This window comes from Petralouisia sp. (assembly GCF_056822245.1).
On the sequence record NZ_JBQIOP010000013.1, the window covers coordinates 43,859 to 65,987 of the forward strand.

19 protein-coding genes and 1 pseudogene are annotated in these 22,129 nt (G+C 46.7%); 12 read left to right on the forward strand and 8 right to left on the reverse strand.

The window, feature by feature from the left end:
* The first annotated feature begins 8 nt into the window (after window positions 1-8).
* Both ACTO17_RS07035 and ACTO17_RS07040 read left to right on the forward strand, forming a co-directional pair.
* The gene (locus ACTO17_RS07035) at window positions 9-527 is read left to right on the forward strand and encodes an HdeD family acid-resistance protein (RefSeq protein ID WP_482557411.1); all 519 of its coding nucleotides are present in this window, start codon (window positions 9-11) and stop codon (window positions 525-527) included.
* A gap of 10 nt (window positions 528-537) precedes the next feature.
* Window positions 538-957, forward strand: a complete 420-nt coding sequence (locus tag ACTO17_RS07040) for a potassium channel family protein (protein ID WP_482557412.1) — start codon at window positions 538-540, stop codon at window positions 955-957.
* 4 nt (window positions 958-961) lie between these two features.
* Here the strand turns inward: ACTO17_RS07040 and ACTO17_RS07045 are convergent, their stop codons facing one another.
* Window positions 962-1,933 (reverse strand): CAP domain-containing protein, encoded by a 972-nt coding sequence (locus ACTO17_RS07045; RefSeq protein ID WP_482557413.1) that lies wholly within the window; start codon window positions 1,931-1,933, stop codon window positions 962-964.
* Window positions 1,934-2,211: 278 nt separating this feature from the next.
* Here ACTO17_RS07045 and ACTO17_RS07050 point away from each other — a divergent pair, with 278 nt between their 5' ends.
* The 3 genes and pseudogenes from ACTO17_RS07050 to ACTO17_RS07060 all read left to right on the forward strand — a co-directional run.
* Complete coding sequence (locus tag ACTO17_RS07050; RefSeq protein ID WP_482557414.1) at window positions 2,212-3,282, forward strand: carbamoyl phosphate synthase small subunit; 1,071 nt, start codon at window positions 2,212-2,214, stop codon at window positions 3,280-3,282.
* Complete coding sequence (gene carB / locus ACTO17_RS07055) at window positions 3,282-6,581, forward strand: carbamoyl-phosphate synthase large subunit (RefSeq protein WP_482557415.1); 3,300 nt, start codon at window positions 3,282-3,284, stop codon at window positions 6,579-6,581. The genes ACTO17_RS07050 and carB overlap by 1 nt, the downstream gene beginning before the upstream one ends.
* Window positions 6,582-7,049: 468 nt before the next feature.
* Window positions 7,050-7,526 (forward strand): annotated as a pseudogene (locus ACTO17_RS07060) (uracil-DNA glycosylase); the annotation flags it as partial.
* A 99-nt stretch (window positions 7,527-7,625) separates the two neighbouring features.
* Here ACTO17_RS07060 and ACTO17_RS07065 read toward each other — a convergent pair.
* From ACTO17_RS07065 to ACTO17_RS07085, 5 genes are all read right to left on the reverse strand, one after another.
* Window positions 7,626-7,958: a hypothetical protein gene (locus tag ACTO17_RS07065; protein WP_482557416.1), complete on the reverse strand. Its 333-nt coding sequence runs from the start codon at window positions 7,956-7,958 to the stop codon at window positions 7,626-7,628.
* Between the two features lie 470 nt (window positions 7,959-8,428).
* Window positions 8,429-8,605, reverse strand: a complete 177-nt coding sequence (locus ACTO17_RS07070; protein WP_482557417.1) for a hypothetical protein — start codon at window positions 8,603-8,605, stop codon at window positions 8,429-8,431.
* Between the two features lie 374 nt (window positions 8,606-8,979).
* The gene (locus tag ACTO17_RS07075) at window positions 8,980-9,429 is read right to left on the reverse strand and encodes a CYTH domain-containing protein (RefSeq protein WP_172538682.1); all 450 of its coding nucleotides are present in this window, start codon (window positions 9,427-9,429) and stop codon (window positions 8,980-8,982) included.
* Between the two features lie 211 nt (window positions 9,430-9,640).
* Window positions 9,641-9,865 carry an alpha/beta-type small acid-soluble spore protein gene (locus tag ACTO17_RS07080; protein WP_016288208.1) on the reverse strand — a complete coding sequence of 75 codons (225 nt, stop codon included), beginning with the start codon at window positions 9,863-9,865 and terminating at the stop codon, window positions 9,641-9,643.
* Between the two features lie 177 nt (window positions 9,866-10,042).
* A complete protein-coding gene (locus ACTO17_RS07085; RefSeq protein WP_482557418.1) occupies window positions 10,043-10,939 on the reverse strand; it encodes an AraC family transcriptional regulator in 897 nt (298 codons plus the stop codon).
* 240 nt (window positions 10,940-11,179) lie between these two features.
* Between ACTO17_RS07085 and ACTO17_RS07090 the strand changes: the two genes are divergently transcribed.
* The 7 genes from ACTO17_RS07090 (at window position 11,180) to ACTO17_RS07120 (ending at window position 20,209) form a co-directional block, all read left to right on the forward strand.
* On the forward strand, window positions 11,180-12,871 hold the full coding sequence (locus ACTO17_RS07090) for an alpha-glucosidase (RefSeq protein ID WP_482557419.1): 1,692 nt from the start codon (window positions 11,180-11,182) through the stop codon (window positions 12,869-12,871).
* Window positions 12,872-12,893: 22 nt separating this feature from the next.
* A complete protein-coding gene (locus tag ACTO17_RS07095) occupies window positions 12,894-13,532 on the forward strand; it encodes a sugar O-acetyltransferase (protein ID WP_172538557.1) in 639 nt (212 codons plus the stop codon).
* A 53-nt stretch (window positions 13,533-13,585) separates the two neighbouring features.
* Window positions 13,586-14,137, forward strand: coding sequence for a DJ-1 family glyoxalase III (locus ACTO17_RS07100; protein WP_172538558.1), 552 nt, complete (start codon window positions 13,586-13,588; stop codon window positions 14,135-14,137).
* A 154-nt stretch (window positions 14,138-14,291) separates the two neighbouring features.
* Complete coding sequence (pdaA, locus tag ACTO17_RS07105) at window positions 14,292-15,098, forward strand: delta-lactam-biosynthetic de-N-acetylase (protein WP_172538559.1); 807 nt, start codon at window positions 14,292-14,294, stop codon at window positions 15,096-15,098.
* A gap of 125 nt (window positions 15,099-15,223) precedes the next feature.
* Entirely contained in the window at window positions 15,224-16,258 is a 1,035-nt protein-coding gene (locus ACTO17_RS07110; protein ID WP_482557433.1) for a 3-deoxy-7-phosphoheptulonate synthase, read from the forward strand.
* A gap of 374 nt (window positions 16,259-16,632) precedes the next feature.
* Complete coding sequence (locus ACTO17_RS07115; protein ID WP_482557420.1) at window positions 16,633-18,360, forward strand: ABC transporter ATP-binding protein; 1,728 nt, start codon at window positions 16,633-16,635, stop codon at window positions 18,358-18,360.
* 58 nt (window positions 18,361-18,418) lie between these two features.
* Complete coding sequence (locus ACTO17_RS07120) at window positions 18,419-20,209, forward strand: ABC transporter ATP-binding protein (RefSeq protein ID WP_482557421.1); 1,791 nt, start codon at window positions 18,419-18,421, stop codon at window positions 20,207-20,209.
* A gap of 116 nt (window positions 20,210-20,325) precedes the next feature.
* Here the strand turns inward: ACTO17_RS07120 and ACTO17_RS07125 are convergent, their stop codons facing one another.
* Together ACTO17_RS07125 and ACTO17_RS07130 are read right to left on the reverse strand one after the other, a co-directional pair.
* The gene (locus tag ACTO17_RS07125; RefSeq protein WP_172538563.1) at window positions 20,326-21,183 is read right to left on the reverse strand and encodes a carbohydrate ABC transporter permease; all 858 of its coding nucleotides are present in this window, start codon (window positions 21,181-21,183) and stop codon (window positions 20,326-20,328) included.
* Between the two features lies 1 nt (window position 21,184).
* Window positions 21,185-22,063 carry a carbohydrate ABC transporter permease gene (locus ACTO17_RS07130; protein WP_172538564.1) on the reverse strand — a complete coding sequence of 293 codons (879 nt, stop codon included), beginning with the start codon at window positions 22,061-22,063 and terminating at the stop codon, window positions 21,185-21,187.
* Window positions 22,064-22,129 lie beyond the last annotated feature (66 nt).

The window sequence follows — 22,129 nt, forward strand, 5'->3', positions numbered from 1 at the left end:
TATCAATTATGAAAGTTTTTACAATTATTTTAGGAGTAATTATGGCAATCTGCGGGGTTTCATGCATCTGCACCCCTATTATGACCTTTTTTGAGGCGGGATATTTTCTGGTAATTTTGCTTCTGGTCTATGGAATAGGAGCCATTGTAAAGGCGATTATGGAGAAAGAATTCGGCATGCCTTTCTTTTTCGGTATTTTAAGTGTTATCCTTGGCATTGTGATTATGGTTGTGCCGGGACTGAAGCTGATGACAGACGGAATGCTGATTTACATTATGGCCGCATGGTTCTTGCTGCAGGGTATTGTGGGAATTATTGTATCCCTGAAACAGAAAAAAGTTGTAGAAGGTAAGGGGTGGATTTGGACTTTAATCCTGGGCATCCTGGGCGTACTGCTGGGACTGTATTCTCTGGTACATCCGATGCTTTTGGCGTTTACTTTCGGAATTCTGGTGGGAATGTATTTTATCGAAAGCGGCATCAGCATGATTGTGCTGGCAGTGTCAGTGCATTCGGAAGAAGAATAGGAAAAGATGGATGAAAGCATGGAGACGGTGTTACAAAATACTGAAACGGACAGGAACGCTGCAGATTTTTATGAGTTTTTTGCTGTTTCTCTGCGGCGCGTCCTTTGTACTGGTTCTGGCAGAGCCGGCCATTAATACTTTCGGTGACGGGCTGTGGTATTGTTTTGTGGCGGCTACCACCATTGGATTCGGTGATATTTATGCGGTGACAGGCATTGGACGGTTTGTAACAGTGATTGTAGGCATCTATGGAATTCTGATGACGGCAATGGTTCCGGGAGTTGTGGTAAGCTACTACATGGAATATTTGAAAGTCAAAGAAAAGGAAACCATCTCTGTGTTTCTGGAAAAGCTGGAACGGCTGCCGGAGCTGTCAAAAGAAGAGCTGGAGCAGCTATCCCAGCGAATCCGGGAATTTGAACGGAAATAAGAAGTTATTTTGTTACAGTGATTGTCTTTTTCACGGAAAAGCCGCCTTTTACTTTGGCAGTAATGGTTGCTTTTCCGGCTTTTTTTGCAGTGATTTTTCCGCTGGAATTCACATGCAGCACGGAGGGCTTTGAGGATTTCCAGGTAATGCCTTTTGTAATGCGTCCCTTGGAGGTATTTGTGCCGCCCATAATTCCAGGATAATTGATATTGCAGGTAACCGTCAGCTTTTTCGTCTTTTTCACCTTAAGCTTGGAAGGGGCGTTCAGAGACGGATTTGAGAGATTCTTTTTGGAAACCTCAATGGTCTGGACTTTGTTGCCTTTTAATTTGGACTGGGTCTGTGAGCCGGCAGTACTGGAGCTGAATTCTGCAGAAATGCCGTACCATCCTCCGGTATCCCGGCGGAAAGAGCCCAGGCCGATAAAACGGTAAGACGGATTGATCATACTGGTATAATGGCCGGTTACAGCATTGGCATTTTGATTGACCCAGTCATTTTTTTCTTCGTACCACTGTTCAATGCCCGCCATCAGGCCGGAATAATTCCATGCCAGATTTTCAGCCCAACTTTGTTCTCCGTTGTAGCGGATACTGAAGCAGCTCTGTCCGTTGGGCCTGGTATGGCTTTCATATACCGTGGATTCCGCTGCCCGAAGCAGGGCTGCCAGCTCCAGGTTGGAGGACCATTTTATGGGCTTATAATCAGAAGGGGTGAGTTTTCTTCCGCTGCCGGGATGGGGGTAGCCTTTTTCGCAGGCTTCCTTGCGGATTTCATTGATTCTTTTTAAGATTTTACTCTTTTCCACCCGTTCAAAGGTGCCGGAGACTCCCGCAAAGATATTGCCGCTTCCGGCTTTTTTGGAGTCGCTGGAGCGGGTGCTTGCCGCCTGGACGGTGTCTGCTGCCTGAAACAGCGACAGGGAGAACAGCAATAAAAGAGTGACGATTTTTGTTGGAAATTTTAATTTTTTCATAAGTCATTTTTCTCCTTTCAAATGTTAAGGAACGGTTGCTATTGCTTGTTAAAATTTCTGCCTGCATCAATTACCGATTCATTGTAACCATATTATCACGTCCATCTACCGGAGTCAAATACCCCTCCCAGAAAAATCTTGAAAAATTATTATCATTATGATAGAATATGCCCAGAAAAGGAAACAATAACAGAATAGAACGGAACCCGAAAAAGACTGCAATGACGCAATTGACTCTTTTTTTTTGCCAAAAATCAGACAGAAAGGGTGGTAATGAAATGAAAGCATTTCTCATACTGGAAGATGGAACCGTGTTTGAGGGCGCTGGAATCGGCGCTGACAGAGAGATAATCAGCGAGATTGTCTTTAACACCTCCATGACCGGTTATCTCGAAGTTTTAACAGATCCATCTTATGCGGGACAGGCCGTAGTCATGACGTATCCATTGATTGGAAATTACGGAATTACACCGGATATGGAATCCGAAAGACCCTGGGTAAAAGGATATATTGTAAGGGAGCTGTCCAGAATGCCCAGTAATTTCCGCTGTGAAGGGACGATACAGGATTTTCTGATAAAACATGAGATTCCGGGAATTGCCGGAATTGACACCAGGGCCCTGACCAAAATTCTCCGGGAAAAGGGAACCATGAACGGCATGATTACCACAAGAGAGGATTTCAGCCTGGAAGAGATTCTCCCCAAGCTAAAAGAATATACGCCCAAAGCTGTGGTGGAGCAGGTGACCTGCAAAGAACGTTACACCCTGAAAGGCAAAGGAAAAAAAGTGGCGCTGTTGGATTTGGGCGCAAAGGGAAACATTGCCAAATCGCTGCAAAACAGAGGATGCAGCGTTACCGTGTATCCGGCTGATACGCCGGCAGAGGAAATTCTGGCGGAAAAACCCGACGGAATTATGCTCAGCAACGGGCCGGGAGACCCGAAGGAATGCGGCAGGGTCATTGAGGAAATCAAAAAACTTTACGATTCTGACACGCCGATTTTTGCCATTTGCCTGGGGCATCAGCTTATGGCTCTGGCAAAGGGCGCAGATACCCATAAAATGAAATACGGCCACCGGGGCGGCAACCATCCGGTGAAGGATTTGGAGACAGGACGGGTGTATATTTCATCCCAGAACCACGGCTATGTGGTGGATACGGACAATCTGGACCCGTCCGTGGCGGTTCCGGCTTTTGTCAATGTCAATGACGGCACCAACGAGGGACTGCGCTACACGGGCAAAAATATTTTTACCGTCCAGTTCCATCCGGAGGCGTGCCCGGGGCCTCAGGACAGCAGTTACTTATTTGACCGGTTTATCAATATGATGGGAGGGAACCAGTAATGCCGAAAAATCCGAATATTAAGAAAGTTTTAGTGATTGGTTCCGGCCCCATTGTCATCGGGCAGGCGGCGGAATTTGATTATGCGGGAACCCAGGCATGCCGTTCTTTAAAGGAAGAGGGCGTGGAGGTGGTTCTGGTGAATTCCAATCCGGCCACGATTATGACAGACAGGGAAATTGCGGATCAGGTATATATTGAGCCGCTGACATCAAAGGTGTTAGAGCAGATTATTTTAAAAGAAAAGCCGGACAGCGTGCTGCCTACCCTGGGCGGACAGGCCGGGCTGAATCTGGGGATGGAGCTGGCGGAATCCGGATTTCTGGAACAGAACGGAGTGAAGCTGATTGGAACCACCCCGGAAACCATTTTCAAGGCGGAGGATCGCCAGGCATTCAAGGATACCATGGAAAAAATCGGGGAGCCCTGCGCGCCGTCTTTGGTGGTTCACAATGTAGCGGACGGGATTGCTTTTACCAATACCATTGGTTATCCGGTAGTGCTGCGTCCGGCCTATACGCTGGGCGGAAGCGGAGGCGGAATTGCCCGCAATGAAACAGAACTGGTGGAAATTCTCACCAACGGTCTCAGGCTCAGCCGGGTGGGGGAGGTTCTGGTGGAACGGTGCATTGCAGGATGGAAGGAAATTGAATACGAGGTGATGCGGGATGCGGCGGGAAACTGCATTACAGTCTGCAATATGGAAAATATCGATCCGGTGGGCGTTCATACTGGAGACAGCATTGTGGTGGCGCCTTCCCAGACCCTTTCAGATAAAGAATATCAGATGCTCCGCACCTCCGCATTGAATATTATATCGGAATTGAATATTACCGGCGGATGCAATGTTCAGTATGCCCTGCACCCTGAAAGCTTTGAGTACTGCGTGATTGAGGTGAATCCCCGTGTCAGCCGTTCCTCCGCCCTGGCAAGCAAAGCCACCGGATATCCCATTGCGAAGGTGGCGGCTAAAATTGCCCTGGGCTACACGCTGGATGAAATTAAAAATGCCATCACCGGGAAAACCTATGCAAGCTTTGAACCCATGCTGGACTATTGCGTGGTAAAAATTCCCAGACTGCCCTTTGATAAATTTATTACGGCGAAACGCTCCCTGACCACCCAGATGAAAGCAACGGGAGAAGTAATGAGCATCTGCACGAATTTTGAAGGGGCGCTGATGAAAGCCGTCCGCTCTTTGGAGCAGCATGTGGACAGTATGAGAAGCTATGATTTCACCGGATTTTCCGCAGAAGAATTGAAGATAAAACTGGAAAAAGCAGATGACAGGAGAATCTGGGTGATTGCAGAAGCGCTGCGCAAAGGGATTTCTTATGAGGAAATTTACCGGATTACCAGCATTGATCCCTGGTTTATTGATAAAATTGCCATTCTCACCGAGATGGAAACCCGTCTGGAGCAGGAAGAACTGACGGTGGAATTGTTAAAGGAAGCCAAGCGCATAGAATTTCCGGATCATGTAATTGCTTCACTGACCGGCAGAACGGAAGCAGAAATCCGGGATATGCGGTATGCCCACAATATTACGGCGGCCTTTCAAATGGTGGATACCTGCGCAGCAGAATTTGCGGCGGAAACGCCTTATTATTATTCCTGCTTCGACAGTGAAAATGAAGCAATTGCTGATAATGAAGAGATGGAAGCTGCCGGCAGTCAAGGGGAGCAGAATGAAAACGAATCCAGCTGCAGGACTGAGGGAACTGACAGAAGAACGGAAAAAAGGCGTAAAAAAGTCCTGGTGCTGGGTTCCGGCCCCATCCGCATCGGCCAGGGAATTGAATTTGATTACTGCTCCGTTCACTGTACCTGGGCTTTTGCCAGAGAAGGATATGAGACGATTATTGTAAATAACAATCCGGAGACCGTGTCCACGGATTTCGATATTGCGGATAAATTGTATTTTGAACCGCTGACGCCGGAGGATGTGGAAAATATTGTGCGCCTGGAAAAACCGGACGGGGCGGTGGTTCAGTTCGGCGGCCAGACAGCCATCAAGCTGACGGAAAGCCTGATGAAAATGGGGGTTTCGATTCTGGGAACCAAAGCAGAAGATGTGGACGCCGCGGAAGATCGGGAATTATTTGACCAGATTTTGGAACAGACAGAGATTCCCCGGGCGGCAGGCAAAACGGTCTTTACCGCAGAAGAGGCGAAAGAAGCTGCAAACCGTCTGGGCTATCCGGTGCTGGTGCGGCCCTCCTATGTATTGGGCGGTCAGGGGATGCAGATTGCATACACCGATCAGGAAATTGAGGAGTTTATGGAGATTATCAACCGGATTGCCCAGGATCATCCCATTCTGGTGGACAAATATCTCCAGGGTAAGGAAATCGAGGTGGACGCTGTCTGCGACGGCACAGACATTTTAATTCCGGGAATTATGGAGCATATTGAACGCACGGGAGTCCATTCCGGCGACAGCATCTCCGTTTATCCTGCGCCTACCATCCGCCCTGAGATAAAAGAGAAAATCGTGGAATACACCAGGCGTCTGGCAAGGGCCCTGCATGTGGTGGGGCTGATCAACATTCAGTTTATTGCCATGGATGGAGAAGTATATGTCATTGAGGTAAATCCCCGTTCTTCCCGGACGGTTCCCTATATCAGCAAGGTCACGGGAATTCCCATTGTGGATCTGGCAGTCCGGGTGATGGTGGGCAACACCTTAAAAGGTATGGGATATCCCACCGGGCTTGCGCCGGAAGCGGAATACGTGGCAGTTAAGATGCCGGTATTTTCCTTTGAAAAACTCCGGGGAGCGGAAATCAGCCTTGGGCCGGAAATGAAATCCACCGGAGAATGTCTGGGAATTGCAAGAACCTTTGATGAAGCCTTGTATAAAGCATTTCTGGGAGCGGGCGTACACCTGCCCAGGCACAGACAGATGATTATGACGGTAAAAGACGCAGATAAACCGGAAGCAGTAGCAGCGGCTAAACGGTTTGAAGCCCTGGGCTACAAAATTTACGCCACCAGAAGCACGGCAAAATATCTGCAGGCACGGGGCGTCAACGCAAGGCGCATCAATAAGATTTCCCAGGAATCCCCCAATGTGATGGATCTGATCCTGGGCCATAAAATAGATGTGGTAATTGACACCCCCACCCAGGGCCGGGACAAGAGCCGGGACGGATTTTTAATCCGCCGCAATGCCATAGAGACAGGAGTGTACTGTATCACGGCTATGGATACGGCCAATGCTCTGGCAGAGAGCCTGGAGCATGCCACAGCCAACGAGAAACTGGATTTGATTGATATTGCGAAGGTGAAGAATATATAAGATCTCTGAGTATCACAGCGGATAAATTGCATTTTGATGCACAGGGATTAGTACTGCAGCGAACAATTTATATTTTGATACACAGGGATTAGTACTGCAGCGAATTTTTTATATTGGGATACGGACAGAACTACCGGATTGCCCTTTGACACACAAACCGGGCAGCGCTCCGGCGAACTAACTGCCAACTGCGGCTAAGGAAGTCAGGAAAGCCTTCCTTCCTAAGTCTCCGTAAGCAGTGGATTTCGCCTCCACACAATTCGCCCATGAAAGGTTTGCTTAGCCAAAGGGCAATCCGGTAGTTCTTGTGTATCGAAATATAGATTGTTCGCTGTAGTATCAGAGCGTGTTTGAAAAATACTCTATTGGAGTAATCTACGATAAAGGGAGACGCTATGCAAAATACATGGGATGAGATAGAACGTCATATTGCCGCCTGTACCCAATGTCCCATAACAGACCAGATGCCGGCCTGTTATGGGACGCGGAAGCCGTCAGGCAGAACTTATGCTGATTGCCGAGGCCCCCGGAGGGGAGGAAGACCGTCAGGGGATTCCCTTTGTGGGGGGTTCCGGGGAAGTGTTGGATCGTCTTTTGAAAGAATGCGGGCTTACCAGAGAAGAAATTTACATCACTAATATTTTAAAATGCCACCCTCCCGGAAACCGCGATCCCAGGGAAGAGGAAAAGGCAGCCTGTTTTCCATACCTGAAATATGAGACTTTTCTTTTAAAGCCCAGAATTATTGTCTGTCTCGGCCGCGTGGCGGCGCAGCGTATCATTTCACCGGATTTTAAGATTACCAGGCAGCACGGCACCTGGACATACCGGAAAAACTGTGCGCTGACTGCCACATATCATCCTTCAGCCATTCTGCGGGACCCGTCTAAATATGAAATTGTGAAGGAAGATTTTTGTGAGGTTTTAAAGAAGCGGGCTTTATAAAAAAGTATTTTGATTATTACATGTAGTGTGTTTTGCAGTGTTTAAAATGCAAACATATTTTCTGACAGGATGAAATATTAGAGCAAATAATCCTGTATTTTAAAGGGGTTTTGCACATTCAGAAAATAAGGCCCAAGCGTATTTGAATCCCAGTTTGAATAACAGTTCGTCTTTCCTGGAACAGTAATATATCAGGCGTTCTTCCAGCCGTCGGTATTCCTTAATGTCCAGGATGTCCAACAGAAAATCTATGTCAAAGTCAAGATTGTTCATGGTCTCGTTATATTCCCAGGTATTGGTAAAATTTTCATAAACCTCATGAAGTTTGCTGTCAGCTTCATCTATTTGTAGTTCCATGGGGGGATTTTTTGGCATACAAGTTTCGATTTTAGGCAGAAACCGGCTGTTATCTGAGGTTGATATTTCAAGCATGTTACATTGTTCCTTTGACAGCTTTCTTCCGGTAATTGTCAGTTCCGGTGTATCAATGTTTTGTATAAGTTTTAAACAACAATTTAGCATATATGAAAAAGGAAAGCTCCTCATCACGGTTTAAAAGTATATTATAATTTTGTTATCAATCATTAAAAGGGGAGATTTTTTGTGAAAAAGTTAGAAGTAAATGTTGCTATTTAACCAAAATTATTTCTCGCTGATTTTATATAACATAAATAAATAAGCCCGCCGAAAGGTGAGCTTATTTAGAATACTTATTTGCAGGTTATCATTAGATTACATGATTATCCAGATGCGAAATGTCTGTGTATAATTATTCTGACAGCGCATTTAACTTTTCTGCTGGTTTCAATTTTTTATAAAAATTTCTTGGAGACTTCCGGGCTCAACCCATACTGCTCCTGAATTTTAAGGAGGATGGTCTGGGGCGGGAGTCCCAGGTTTTTTTAGATTGAGACGGTGCCCCGGATGCCTTCTTCAATGCCTTCCCGCTTAATGCTTTTTGCTTCGTATTCGAAAACTTTGCCACCCATAACCGCTTTCACCCCTTCCCTGACGGAACAATATTTCATTGCGATATGTTCCAAAACCTTGTTAGACATGTCAATGATGGAGCCCTGCAAGGAGAGGGCTTCCAGAGACCTTTTGATTTGCCCATAGTCCTCCTGCAGAACCCGGAGCTTCGCCTTGTCTTTTTCATATTCCCCAAACTGGCTTTCATGACCTGAACCTCATACTCCACGGAGCCGCCTGGCGTGGATAACCTTATTTTCAGGGTATCCGGGGTTGAGGAATGGTGCCGCAGGAACAGCACGGCGGAATGGGGCATCGTTACGGTCAGGAGATTGCCCTTAAGCTCCCCCAGATTCAGAGCGATCTGAGTATCGTATTATGTCTTTGCCGCAGCTCCCTGGACTTTAAAACAGGTGTCCGTGATGTGTATGATAATCGGCATCTCTTTTCTTATATTATATTTTACCACATTCTATAGGTTTACTCAATCAGTAAAACGGCTTAATGTGCTGTTGTGGTATTTGTCTGAATAAGTCACATCCTCCCCGAACCATTCCGGAGGAACAAAATGATTCGCCTCTTCTTCTGTTGCAAATTCCACTTCTGCGAGAACCAGAGGCGCCAGTTTTCCTTCAAAAATATCCAGTTCAATGGTAGAACGGGGAGGCAGCGGAATCAGGTATCTTTTTTTGGAGATTAGAATGCCGTCTGTTTTGGAACGAAGATGGCAGTAGGCGTCTCTGGTAAGAGGCAGGTTGTATTCTTCCCGCACCATCAGCCCTTTGGATTTGTAGGTAAGGTAATATTCTTCATCCTGCCTGCGGATGCGGACCACAGGGTCGGTGCAGAGATAGCCCTGTTCAATTGTGTGAAAAGGAAAAGAATCCAGATGGTCCGGCAGTGATTTGAGTAAAAATTTGCGTTCAATTTCCATAGAAAAATCCCCCTGAATTGAGATGCTCCGGCGGTTGCAGGCAGATGAAGCCTGAATCCGGGGCAATACTGTTAAAATACGGCAGGTTTCTGTGAAATTGATTGTAGCATTCCAGGGCTTTCATGTCAACGAAGGGAGCATAAAATTCCCCGGCTTTGAAGCTTGTCCAAAACCGGGGAATTTCTATCTGGGCAGAACGATCCAGTAATGATTACTGCTGTCCGCCGGACATCTGCTGTTCCTGTTTCATAATCATCTTCTTAACCATTTCTCCGCCGATAGAACCAGCCTGAGCAGAAGTTAAGTCACCGTTGTAACCTTCCTTCAAAGGTACGCCGATTTCAGATGCAACCTCCTGTTTGAAACGGTTCATTGCCTCTTTTGCCTGAGGTACTGCCATTTTACTTGTGTTAGAACCAGAATTGCTGTTAGCCATTTCGATTCACCTCCAAATATTTTTCTTATTGTTTTCTTTCTGGCAAGAACATCATTCCGAATTGGCTCATTCCTGGGAATGATGTCCGCCTCGAAACGCTGTTGCTTACCATGGTGTTATTATCTGCAAAGGAAAAGAAAATATAATGGAAAATATTATGTTTTCTGGTTAAAAATGTCAAAGGGGATTCTGCTTTATTTTCAGAAATTCTCCGGGCGTCATGTGATATTTCTTTTTAAATGCCCGGTGAAAATAGGAAAGGTTATGAAATCCCACTGACAGGGAAACTTCCAGAATGGAGGCGTTGTCGTATTCCAAAAGCTCCACTGCTTTTTCCAGACGGAGGTTGTTCAGGTATTCCATGCATGTCATGCTCATGTGTTTTTTAAAGAAACGCATGAAATGATATTCGCTGAAATAACAGAGGCCGGCCAAATCTGAAACGGTAAGGGCGTCCATATAATGCAGCTCCATATAATCCAGGACCGTTTTTAATTTTTCTGAATAAAGGACAGCAGAGTGATCCGGGGCCGGCGCAGTCTCCTGGTATTGCAGCAGCAGGAAAAGAACCTGCAGAAACAGAGATTTTAACGCCAGTTCATAGCCCGGAATGTCGCCGTTGTACAGGGAACTGATTTGGGAAAATAATTTCCGCAGGGAAAAGTAAACGGGATGCTCAGGCTTAACCACCCAGGGCAGGATAATTTCGTGGTGGGTTAAAGGCAGCAGATATCTGGTGGAACAGATATCAGTGGAATTTCCGCCCAGAAAATTCATATGGAAAACATAAGTTTCCGAGAGCAAGGCTCCCGTTGGCTGAATGGAGGCGGAATGCAGCATCAGAGGAGGAACAAAAATCAAATCCTCCGGTTCCACGGTGTATTCCGTCAGTTCAATCTGATAAGAGCCCTGCCCTTTTTGTATCAGGGTAAATTCCGCTTCCTCATGCCAGTGGTTGGTCAACACAGGGTATTGGGGCGACAGAGCGGTAATGTATTTTTGGATGGGGAAAAAAGCCTCCCCGTGTCTGGCGGCTTCTTTTTGCTCTGAAATCAGGGAATGTAATTTTTTCATAAGCTTCTCCTTATAAATTTGCTGCCGGTTTTTTTGCGTCTTTTCTAAACCTGCTGTCCGGTCTTTCTTCAAAATAGCAGGATTGTGTTATAACAGGCAAATATATTGCAAGAAAATCTGGAAATATATCATTATAATAGCAGTATCTTACAGAAAAAGATAGCAGTCAGGCAAATAAATTTTAAGGAAACCTGCCGGTGCTCTCTGAACGGAGCGCTGGTTTCAGAAAGGAAGGAACATATGAACAGAAAATGGTGGCATGACAAGGTAGCATATCAGATTTATCCCAAAAGCTTTTACGACGCCAACGGAGACGGCATCGGGGATTTGCGGGGAATTATTTCCAAATTAGATTATTTGAAGGAGCTGGGTATTGATATTATCTGGATTTCTCCCGTCTATCAGTCTCCGTTTGTGGACCAGGGATATGATATTTCTGATTATTATAAAATCGCCCCGGAGTTCGGCACCATGGAGGATTTTGATGAACTTTTGGCAGAGGCGAAAAAACGGGGAATGCACATTCTGATGGATCTGGTAATCAACCATTGCTCCGACAAGCATGAATGGTTTCAGAAGGCGTTGGCAGATCCGGAGGGAGAATACGCAGATTATTTCTATTTCCGGAACGGAAAAGAGGGGAATCCCCCCAGTAATTACCGGTCCTATTTCGGAGGAAATTGTTGGGAGCCGGTGCCTGGAACAGACAAATATTATTTTCACGCCTTTGCCAAAGAGCAGCCGGACCTGAACTGGGAAAATCCCAAAATGAAGCAGGAGCTCTATGATATGATCAATTGGTGGCTGGAAAAAGGTCTGGCAGGATTTCGGATTGACGCCATTATCAATATTAAGAAAAATACAGATTTTCCGGATTTGGAGCCGGACGGGGCGGACGGCCTGGCAGCATTCTACCGGGCAGTGGAGAGTACCCAGGGAGTGGGAGAGCTGCTGAAGGAATTAAAAGAGAATACTTTTGCAAAATATGACGCTTTTACGGTGGCGGAAGTATTTAACATGCATGAGGACGAACTGGGAGAATTTATCGGTGAGGACGGACATTTTTCCACAATCTTTGATTTCAGCGCCCATTGCCTCAGCGAAGGAGAGCATGGCTGGTACGATGCGCCGGACATTGATTTTAAAGAATGGAAAGAGACAGTGATTCAGTCACAGATGAAATTACAGAAAGTGGGATTTGAAGCAAACATTATTGAAAACCACGATGAGCCCCGGGGTGTATCCAGATTTTTGCCGGAATATGCCCAAAATGCGGCAGGAACGAAAATGCTGGGCACGGTCAGCTTGCTGCTGCGGGGAATTCCCTTTCTCTATCAGGGACAGGAAATCGGAATGCAGAACTGTGTCTGGGAAAATATGGAAGAGTGCGACGATATCAGCATGAAGGATCAGTACCAGACGGCAGTGGATGCAGGATTAACCAGTGAAGAGGCTTTGAAAACATGCGCAAGGTTCAGCAGAGACAACGCCAGAACGCCCATGCAGTGGAGCGGCAAAGCAAATGCAGGATTTACTGAGGGAACGCCCTGGATGAAAGTGAACCCCAATTATTCCGAAATCAATGTGGAACAGCAGCAGAAAGAGGAAAATTCTGTCCTCCATTATTATCAGAAGCTGATTGGCCTGCGCAAGTCAGAGGAATGGAAAGAGACCTTTACCTACGGCGCATTCGCCCCCGCCTATGAACAGCAGGAGAATATTATGGCATTTTACCGGATTTTGGATGACGGCGGGGCTTGCCACGCAGCAGGAAAAAAAGTGCTGATAGCGGCAAATTTCGGAAAAGAGCCGGCAAACCTGCCGTTGGAATATCAGGTAAAACGTACGCTTCTTTCGAACCTGCCGGAAAATCATGTTAGTGAAACGCTGAAACTGGCCGGATGCGGCGTGATGGTGCTGGAGTGTGTCTGAAAAATACTGAGAGGTGAAATGTATGAACCAGAAAGAGAGAATGTTGGCCGGGCTGCCCTACAAAGCATGGCTGGACGGGCTGACAGAAGAAAGAAATGAAAATAAAATGCGGATCTACAGGTATAACAGCTTATCCCCGGCCCAAAAAGAGGAGCAGGAGCAGTGTATACGGGAAATTCTGGGAAAATGCGGCGAGAGTATACACATAGAGCAGCCGTTTCACTGTGATTACGGTTACAATATTGAAGTGGGAAATAACTTTTATTCCAATTATAACCTTACGATTCTGGATGTGGGAAAAGTGGTGATAGGAGAAAATGTAATGATTGCCCCGAACGTATCCATTTATACGGCAGGCCATCCCATTCATCCGGATTCCAGAAATTCCGGTTATGAATACGGAATTGGAGTTGCCATTGGGCACAATGTATGGATTGGAGGAAGTGTTGTAATTAATCCTGGGGTGACCATTGGAGACAATGCGGTCATTGGCTCCGGCAGCGTGGTGACCGGAGATATTCCGGCCAATGTGGTTGCGGCAGGAAATCCCTGCAGGGTTCTGCGGCAAATTACAGAAGAGGATCGAAAATATTATTTTAAGAATCGGGAATTTGATGTGGCCGATTACAATGACGGGGTTCTTAATATGAATGATTTGTGATACAATATCCTTTGTACTGAACTGGAAAAACGGTAAGAAAGGAATGAAATATCATGAAGAAAACAGGTGTGTTTTTGGCGGAAGGATTTGAAGAAATTGAAGGTCTGACAGTGGTGGATCTTCTGCGCCGGGCGGGCGTGGAGACAGTGATGATTTCCATTACAGGACAAAAGGAAGTGCAGGGTTCCCATAAAATCGGGGTTTTGGCGGATTGTCTGTATGAGGAAGTGGATTTTTCTGAATTAGACGGCGTTGTGCTGCCGGGCGGAATGCCGGGAACGGTGAATCTTGGGAACCATGCCGGTGTGAACCAGATAATCCGTTCATTTGCCGCAGAAGGGAAACTGGTGGCGGCAATCTGCGCGGCTCCCAGCGTTCTGGGCCAGGCTGGAATTCTGGAAGGAAAAAAGGCGGCATGCTATCCGGGATTTGAGGATAAACTGACAGGAGCCGAGGTTGTTTATGAAGAGGTAGCAGAGGCCGGAAATGTGATTACCAGCCGGGGCATGGGAACGGCAATTCCTTTTGGTTTAACACTGACTGCTTACCTGACTTCCGAACAGAAGGCGAAGGAGTTGGCAGAAAGCATTATCTATCGCTGCTAAGATATGTCTGACACACAGGAGGTTTGTTTTCATTGCGGCCCGCAGGCCGGAAATGTAAGAGTGGGAGTGTTTTCTGGCATGAAATCCCTTGGGGCGTCATATCCATGTAATAAAGAAATTTTGCTCTTGACAGAGTGGAAAAGGAGTCATTGCATTGCAGAAATTCAAACTGACATCGTGTGTTCTGGTACTCGTTTTATTTGCCGGTTCCTTTTTCCTGGGGCGGTTTGCAGCCCAGGTGGCCCCCACCGTAAGCACTGCCATCAAAAAGGATGCAGAGGGCAACTGGGGACTGAGTTTTCAGGAGGAGGGCAAGCCCCCGGTGGCTGACGCTTCCTGTGAGGAACTAAAGAAATACGACGCTTATTACATGGAAGATACATCGGAAAAGGTAATGTATCTGACCTTTGACTGCGGCTATGAAAACGGCAATACGCCAGCCATTTTGGATGCGCTGAAAAAGCATAAGATAAAGGCGGCCTTTTTTGTGGTGGGAAATTATCTCTCCACCAGTCCGGATTTGGTGAAACGCATGGTGGAAGAGGGACATATTGTGGGAAACCACAGTTACCATCATCCCGATATGACAAATATGGGAAAAGAGGATTTTGCCAAAGAACTGGGGGAACTGGAAACCTTGTATGAACAGACCGTAGGCAGCCCCATGGAAAAATACTACCGGCCGCCCCAGGGAAAATACAGCAATAACAGCCTTCAGATTGCCAAAGATATGGGGTATCAGACCATCTTCTGGAGTCTTGCCTATGTGGACTGGGATCAGAACAGTCAGCCCACCCATGAGGAAGCCTTTGAAAAACTTTTGAAACGGGCGCATCCGGGAGCGGTGGTGCTGTTACATAATACTTCGAAAACCAACGGAGAAATTCTGGATGAGGTGCTGACCAAATGGGAGGAGATGGGATACACCTTCAAATCTCTGGAGGAACTGCCCACAGTCTGACTGAATAGCAGGATTTGTTGGAATAAGGTTGACAAGCGGCATTCGTAGGGGTATCATACATACGAAAAAATATGCGTGATATGCCTACGGCCCTGAAAGGGCAGGACGGCAAGATGGAGGTTATGATGGAAATGGAGATGGAATTCCTGCGGAAGCTGCCGACGCCCGAAGAATTAAAGGGGCAGTTTCCGGTAAGCAGGCAGATTGCAGAGATAAAAGCAAAACGGGATGAAGAAATCTGCAGTATTTTTGAAGGAAAGGATCACAGGCTGCTTCTGGTCATCGGGCCCTGCTCCGCAGATCATGAGGACGCAGTTCTGGATTATATTCTGCGGCTTCGGAAGGTGCAGGATGCAGTGGCAGACAAAATTTTTATTGTTCCCCGTATTTATACCAACAAGCCCCGAACCATTGGCGTTGGTTATAAAGGCATGCTGCATCAGCCGGACCCGGAGAAAGAGGCTGATATGCTCAAAGGCATTATTGCCATCCGCCAGATGCATATGCGGGCGGTGGAGGAGACCGGTTTTACCTGTGCGGACGAGATGCTTTATCCGGAGAACCACAGGTATCTTTCTGATCTGCTTTCCTATGTGGCGGTGGGCGCCCGATCAGCAGAGAATCAGCAGCACAGGCTGACGGCAAGCGGCGTTGGGATTCCGGTTGGCATGAAGAACCCCACCGGCGGAGATTTTACGGTAATGATGAATTCCATCATTGCAGCCCAGTGCAGCCATACGTTTCTGTACCGGGGCTGGGAAGTAAAGACAGGCGGCAATCCCTATACCCATGCAATCCTGCGGGGATATGTGGACAAGTTCGGACGCAATATTCCCAATTACCATTATGAAGATCTGCAGTATGTACTGGAATTGTACGGGGAAAAAGAGATCTCCAACCCGGCGGTGATTGTAGACGCCAACCATTCCAATTCCGGGAAAAATTACTTAGAGCAGATTCGGATCAGCAAAGACATTCTGCACAGCTGCAAGGTTTCCGCCGATATCCGGAAACTTGTGAAAGGGCTGATGATTGAAAGCTATATCCAGGACGGAGCCCAGAAAGTCAGCGAGCACTGTTATGGAAAATCCATCACGGACCCCTGTCTGGGATGGGAGAAAACAGAAAAACTGATTTATGAACTGGCGGAGCTTTGGTAGGATTTTTGTATCACAGGCCGCAGACATTATGAAAACTCTGAAAATAGTAATTGACAAATATTAGCAGCTATGATTTAATAAAGAAAGTGACAAATATAAAAGAAAGCGAGGTAAAATTATGATTACATTAAATACGATCGGCAAAAACAATTTCATCCGGACAGATGATAGATTTACCTCGGCGGCTGCAGGCAGGATTCCCCATTAAGTTCAGAGACAGTATTTGTGAGAGATTCAGAACAGGAATTGAATAGCAGCAATGTGTATGCATGTGTATCTGACCGCAGTTTGCGGCATATGTATGGAACAGTGAAAGTGACCCCGTGGTTTATCCACGGGGTATTTTTAGATCCCGGGAAAGGAGAGGGTTGGTTATGAAGAAAATATTCAAATATATCGGGCGCTACTGGTATGCCTACCTGTTTGCCATTGTCTGCATGGTGACGGCAATTCTTTTGGATATGCTGTATCCGTTGATCACGAAACGTATTGTGGATGATGTGATTCTTGGGGGCCAGGTGCAGCTTTTGGGCGGACTTTTAGGCGCAATTGCGGTGATCGGGGCAGGAAGGGCCGTAGGCGGTTATCTGAAGGAATTTACCTTTGACGTGGTCAGCGTTAAGATTGCGGCAAAACTGAGAAAAGATTTATTTGCCCACATTGAAAGCCTGTCCATGGACTATTTTGACGACACCAACACAGGAGAACTGATGGCAAGGGTGAAGGATGATGTGGACGCAGTTTGGAATGCCCTGGGGTATGTGGGCATGCTGATGATAGAAGTGACGATTCATGTGTCCATTGTCCTTTACTGCATGTTTACCCTGAATTGGAAACTGGCATTTTTCCCTCTGGGAGTCATGCTTCTTATGGGAATTACAGCCGTGTTTATGGAGCGGAAGCTGAATGGAATTTATGAAGCCATCAGTGAAGAAAATGCGGAGCTGACCACCATAGCGGAGGAAAATCTGGCCGGCGTCCGTACAGTGAAGGCATTTACCCGGGAGAAATTTGAAATTCAGAAATTTCTTTCCCACAATCAGCGGTATTATGATTTAAACATGCAGCAGACCAAAATCCTGGTGCGGTATTATCCGGTGTTTCAGTTTACCGGAAAACTTTTACCGGTGGTTATGGTCATTATCGGAGGCGTACAGGTGATTCAGGGAGCAATGACGCTGGGAGGCCTGGTGGCGTTTATTGAGTACTGCAGAAACTGTGTCTGGCCCATGGAAATGCTGGGATGGCTGACCAATGACTTATCTTCCGCCGCAGCGTCGCTGAAAAAGCTCAACAAGATTTATCAGCAGAAATCTTCCATTGCAGAGAGAGAGCATCCGGTGGAATTAGAACAGGTAAAAGGCGAGGTTTCCTTTGAACATGTGTCATTTGCCAGAGGAGGACAGGAGATCTTAAAAGACATTTCCTTTCAGCTGCCCCAGGGAAAAACACTGGGGATTATGGGAGCCACCGGAGCAGGGAAAACCTCTGTGGTAAATCTGCTGATGCGGTTTTTTGATGCGGAGTCAGGCAGCGTGAAATTAGACGGTGTGGATGTACAGGATTTATCCTTAAAACAGCTGCGCAGCAGCGTAGGCACAGTGATGCAGGATGTGTTTCTGTTTTCTGACACCATTTCTGAAAATATCCGGATGGGGCAGCGGAATACCATGGGCAGCCATGCAATGCTTCAGGCGGCAGAGCTGGCCCAGGCAAGAAGGTTTATAGAAAATATGCCGGAAACTTATGAAACCGTTGTGGGAGAGCGGGGCGTGGGCCTGTCCGGCGGACAGAAACAGCGGATCAGCATAGCCAGGGCCATTGCAAAACAGGAACCGGTGCTGATTCTGGATGATTCCACCTCTGCGCTGGATATGGAGACAGAGTATGAGATTCAAAAAGCCCTGGAAACACTGGAATCCACCAAGATTATTATTGCCCACCGGATTTCGGCGGTGCGGAATGCAGATGAAATAATTTTCCTGGAAAACGGGCGGATCAAAGAGCGGGGAACCCATGAGGAGCTTTTGAAAAAGCATGGGCTGTATTACCAGACTTACCAGGCTCAGTACGGCAATGCAGTACAGCAGCCGGCAGTGTAATCGAAAAACCGGCAGCATAACCAAAGAATTAGTAAGATAGAAAGAAGGTGACTGGTTTATGGCAGTAAATTCATTCAGGGAAGATGAGCGGTTAGAGGGAATCGGAAAAGCCGAAACCCTGAAACGGTTGTTTTCCTATATGATTCGATATAAGCTTCAGATATTCGGAGTGGTGATCTGTATGATGATCACCGTGGGGATCAGCCTGATTAATCCGCTGATGATTGAAGCGGCGATTGACGTATATATTGCCGGCCGGGATATGAAGGGCCTGGCAAAACTGGCTGTTTTTGCAGCAGCATTGAATATCGTTTTTATTATAATGGTTAAGATACGGATGTATGTGATGGCGAAGATTTCCAACCAGATTCTTCTGGATATCCGGCAGGAATTGTATGAACATATTCAGACCTTGTCCTTTTCCTTTTTTGACAGCCGTCCCACTGGAAAAATACTGGCGCGGATTATCGGGGATGTGAATTCCCTGAAAAACGTGTTGGTAAATGCGGTGACTACGCTGCTTCCGGATTTTATCACCATCTGCGGCGTGGTGGTGATTATGGTGGTGAAGGACTGGCGGCTTGCGCTGGCTTCTCTCAGCAGCATTCCCCTGATGGCGGCGTCCATCTGGTTGATTCAGAAATATACCCATGAGAGCTGGCAGATTTTCCGGAAAAAAGGCTCTAATCTGAATGCCTATGTACACGAAGGAATTGCAGGTATGAACGTGGTGCAGAGTTTTCATGCCCAGGAAGAAACCCAGGATATTTTTGCGGGTCTGGTAAAAGAGCATGAGCAGGCCTTTATCCAGTCGGCCCGGGTGGCGGATTTGTTCGGAAGCTCGGTGGATTTTTGCTGGGGCATCGGTGCCATGATTCTCTACTGGGTGGGCATTCAGATGATCGGCGCAGAGTATGTAAGCGTTGGGCTGTTGGTGGCTTTTGGGACATACATCAACATGTTCTGGAATCCGGTTATGAATCTGAGCAATTTTTATAATCAGGTGATTACCAACCTGACGGCGGCAGAGCGGATTTTTGATATACTGGATACGGAGCCGGATATTTTTGACAGCGAAAAGGTGCGGGAATTGCCGGAGGTGGAAGGCCGGGTGGAATTTGAGAATGTGTCCTTTACGTATGATGAAGGGACCCCCGCAGAAACAAAAGTATTAGAAAATGTAAGCTTTCTGATTGAACCGGGAGAAACCATTGCGCTGGTGGGGCCAACCGGAGCTGGCAAAACCACGGTGGTGAACCTGATCAGCCGGTTTTATGAGATTCAGAACGGAAGAATTCTGGTGGACGGACAGGATATCCGCCATGTGTCTCTGGAAAGTTTACGCCGTCAGATGGGAGTGATGACCCAGGAGAATTTTATTTTCCAGGGAACCGTAAGGGAAAATATTCTCTATGGGAACATGGACGCCACGGAAGAAGAGCTTGTGGCGGCGGCAAAGGCAGTGAATGCCCATGAATTTATTCAGAAGATGGAGCATGGGTATGATACGGTGTTAAAGGAACGGGGCGCAGGATTGTCCATCGGCCAGAGACAGCTGATTGCATTTGCCCGGACTATGGTAAGCATGCCGAAAATTCTGATTCTGGATGAGGCCACCTCCAGTATAGACACTCATACGGAGCTCCTGGTGCAGCAGGGCATTGAGGCTCTTTTAAAAGGAAGAACCAGCTTCGTAATTGCCCATCGGCTGTCTACGATACAGAAGGCAGACCGGATTTTTGTGATTGATCAGGGCGGAATCTTAGAGCAGGGAAGCCCTGCAGAGCTGATGGAGAAAAAAGGACATTACTATCAGCTTTATATGGCCCAGTTTAAGGGAATAGCATAAGAACAAGGGCTGCTGCAAATACAGCCGATATGCAATAGGATGTCTGAATCTCCTGGTTTGCATAGAACAGCTGTTTGCAGCAGCCCTTGTTAAATGAGTCACAGTTACAACTGCCTTTATCCTTTTACGCCGCCGGATGCAAGGCCGCTGACCAGATTCTTCTCAATAATTGCAAACAGAACTACTACCGGAGCAATTGCGAAGAGAGAAGCTGAGAACAAATACTGCCATTCAATCATGTTATAACCGTTAAAGATATTGATACCAACGGTCAGAGGTTTGTTCAAATCGTCAGAAATCAATGTCAGGGCAACGGTATATTCATTCCATGCATTGATAAAAACAAAAATCAACGTGGTAACAATACCGGGCGCAGCCACCGGAAGCAGGATCTTAATCATAGCTTCAAACCGGTTGCAGCCGTCAATTTTGGCAGCCTGCTCCATCTCGGAGGAGATGCCCATGAAAGTGCCCCGCAGCAGCCAGATGGTGAAAGCCTGGTTAAATGCTGCATTGATAAAAATCAGGCCCAGAATGCTGTTGGTCAGGTTCAGTGTCATCATAACCTTGTAAATACCAATTAAAAGAACCACAGGCGCAAACATCTGGGAAACAATGACAAATCCAAGGAAAGCAATGTCGCCTTTGAATTTCATCCGGGACAGCGCATATGCTGCAGGAATTCCGCAAAGCAAAGCAATAATCGTGGAACCGCCGGCAATCAAAATGGAGTTCATCATGTATTTTGCCATGGGAGCCCTGCTCCAGATATCTGCAAAGTTAGACCACAGAGCATTCTTCGGGAACACAGTTCCGCTTGCCGAGAATATCTCGGAACGGTCTTTCAGGGAAGTGCAGAACATGGCGAAATATGGATAAAGGATCAGCAGGCATATGAGAAATACCACCACATACAGGAGGATTCTCAATGCAAGCTTCTTGCCGTTTAAAGGCTTATGTGCAGTTTCTTTCATCTTATTCATCCCCCTTCCGCAAGGTTGCTACCATGTAAACAGTTGCGCAGACTAACAGTATCATAAATCCGATGACAGATACGGCTGCCGCTTCGCCCTGTTTGCCGTTATAGAAAGCCAGTTTATACAGGTAGGTAACCAGTGTGTCGGTTCGGTTGCCGGGATCTCCCTTTGTCATGTTCCAGATAATCGGGAACGAGTTAAATACATAAATGATATTTAATACGGTGCTGACAGTGAGAGAAGAGCTGACCAGCGGGATAGTGATTTTGAATAACTGCTGCCAGTAGTTGGCTCCGTCAACGGTTGCGGCTTCATAGTAGCTGCCGTCGATGGACTGTAAGCCGGACAAAACAGTAAAAGTAACAAATGGGATGGTAACAAAGATACCGCAGGCGATTTCCCAGGCAAACCAGGCGCCGGCGCTGGGAGTCCAGTTAACGGCATGGTCAATAATTCCAAGCCTCATCAGCAGAGTATTCAATGTGCCGTAGTCGGTATCAATGATAAATTTCCAAATGCTGGCCTGTACTACCAATGTGGTTGCCCATGGAAATACCACGATGGCCCGGGCAACTTTACGGCCTTTAAATGCATTGTTTAATAACAGCGCCAGAATAAATCCAAGGAGAGTGGAAAGTCCAACCACTGCCACGGTCCATACCAGGGTATTTTTTAACACCATGGAAAAAGTAGGAGTGGACAATATCTTGGAAAAATTGGCAAATCCGGTAAATCCTTTAATCAGTCCCGCCCTGCTGACTTTGCTTAAGGCCATCCGGAATACGAATACAATTGGAATCAGGATAAATACAAACATCAGCAAGACGCTGGGCAGTATCCAGATATAAGGTTCAATTTTTTGAATTATTTTTTTCACTGAAACACCTCATTAATTATGATAAAAGAGACCGGGGCGAAAGCCCGGTCTCCTGGTTTGTCTTAA